Origin of the sequence: Myroides guanonis (genome assembly GCF_900114085.1) — a bacterium.
GTDB lineage: Bacteria > Bacteroidota > Bacteroidia > Flavobacteriales > Flavobacteriaceae > Flavobacterium > Flavobacterium guanonis.
This window is the reverse complement of sequence record NZ_FORU01000030.1, coordinates 1-1,926: the sequence shown is the minus strand read 5'-3', so window position 1 is coordinate 1,926 and position 1,926 is coordinate 1. Positions and strand designations below refer to the sequence as shown.

Here is a 1,926-nt window from a genome sequence, read left to right as displayed (position 1 = left end):
TATGCTATTTGGCAGCGCAAGTATTTAGAAGGCGCTGTTTTAGAAGAACAGTTATCCTATTGGGAAACAAAATTAAGTGGTGTAAGCACTTTGTCTTTGCCTACCGATTATGCTCGTCCTTTACAATATAATAATTCAGGTGGAATTATTTCTTTTAAACTAGATAAGGATTTAAGTTCCTCTCTACGATCTATGTGTCATGAAGAAAATGTAACACTGTTTATGTTATTACTATCTGTTTTTAAGGTTTTGTTGTATCGCTATAGTGGACAAGAAGATATTTGTGTAGGGACACCAATAGCGAATAGAACGCAATCAGAGTTAGAGGGCATGATTGGTTTTTTTGTCAATACCTTAGCACTTCGCAGTGATTTAAGTGGTAACCCGAGTTTCAGAGATCTATTGGCAAGGGTTAAGCAGACAACTTTGGAGGGGTATAATCATCAATTGACTCCTTTTGAAAAGGTTGTAGATCGCTTGGTTACTACTCGAGATTTGAATATGAAACCTTTGTTTCAGATCATGTTCATATTACAGAATGCTCCTGAAACCAATAAAGAATTGGAATTAGAGAATATTAAGATTTCAGATTACGATTTTGACAGAGTAACTTCTCAATTTGATTTAATAATGGATGTGTCTGATATAAAAGGGGTTATTTGTTTTAATTTAGAATATAGTACAGCTTTATTTGATCAATCTACTATCAAGCGAATTCAAGAACATTATCAAGAGCTATTGAAGAGTATTTTGAGTGATACTACTCAATCCATAAGCAATTTATCAATGATAACTAAACAAGAAGAATATCAATTATTAGATGTTTTCAATAACACTGATATCGCATATCCAAAAGATAAGACAGTAGTTGATTTATTCACTGAACAGGTTAAACGAACACCAAACGCTATCGCGGTTGTTTATGAAGGTGAGGAACTAAGTTATAAAGAATTAGACCAACGCTCAAATCAATTGGGGCATTATTTATGCAAACAAGGCGTAGAGCCAAATAATCTTGTAGGTATCTGTCTGGAGCGAAGTTTAGAGATGCTCATTGGTATTCTGGGGATATTAAAATCAGGAGGTGCCTATGTTCCAATCGATCCAGAGTATCCAAGAGACCGAATAAATTATATGCTTACAGATGCTAGTATTGACTTGGTGTTGAGTAGTGAGTTAAGTCGTAAAGTTATAGATAAACGTGAAGGTTTGTCAATTTTATCTTTAGACAGTGATTGGGATGTTATCTCGGACTGCTCTAAAAGAAAATTGAGTCTTGTATTATCACCTTCTAATTTGGCATATGTTATTTACACCTCGGGAAGTACAGGTGTTCCTAAAGGAGTTCCTGTTGTTCATACTAGTTTAGTTAATTTTTCATTAGGTATTATTAATCGTTTAGGAATGAGTGGGTTGAAAAAATTTCTTTCAGTAACAACATATACTTTTGATATTTTTTATTTAGAGTTTTTTACTCCTTTATTACTGGGAGCTAAAGTTATTATCTTAGATAGTATTTCTGTAAAAGATGTAGATAAACTTCAATCTTTTATAGCTGATTACCGTCCTGATTTTATGCAGGCAACACCATCAACTTGGCAAATGCTTATTGATAATGAATGGGACAATAAAGAAGAAGTTACTATTTTAACTGGAGGAGAAGCTATTAAGGAATCTTTAAAGGATAGCCTTACTTCTATAAGTAAATTTGTTTGGAATTTATATGGTCCAACAGAGGCTACTATTTGGGTTACAGCTCAAAGATTAAATCGTTTTCAAAAGGTTAATATAGGGAGAATGACTGATAATGTTAAGATATACATATTAGATAATTATGATAAGATAGTGCCAGTAGGTATAATAGGAGAATTATGTATTGGAGGCGTTCAGGTAGCGCGAGGCTATTTGAATAGGGAAGACTTAACT

The 1,926-nt window shown here is 33.3% G+C and carries 1 protein-coding gene; it reads left to right on the top strand.

Going from position 1 to position 1,926, the window contains the following annotated elements:
- Positions 1-1,926 (top strand): non-ribosomal peptide synthetase (locus BM024_RS13570; RefSeq protein WP_143077794.1); only part of this gene is annotated, 1,926 nt, incomplete at both ends.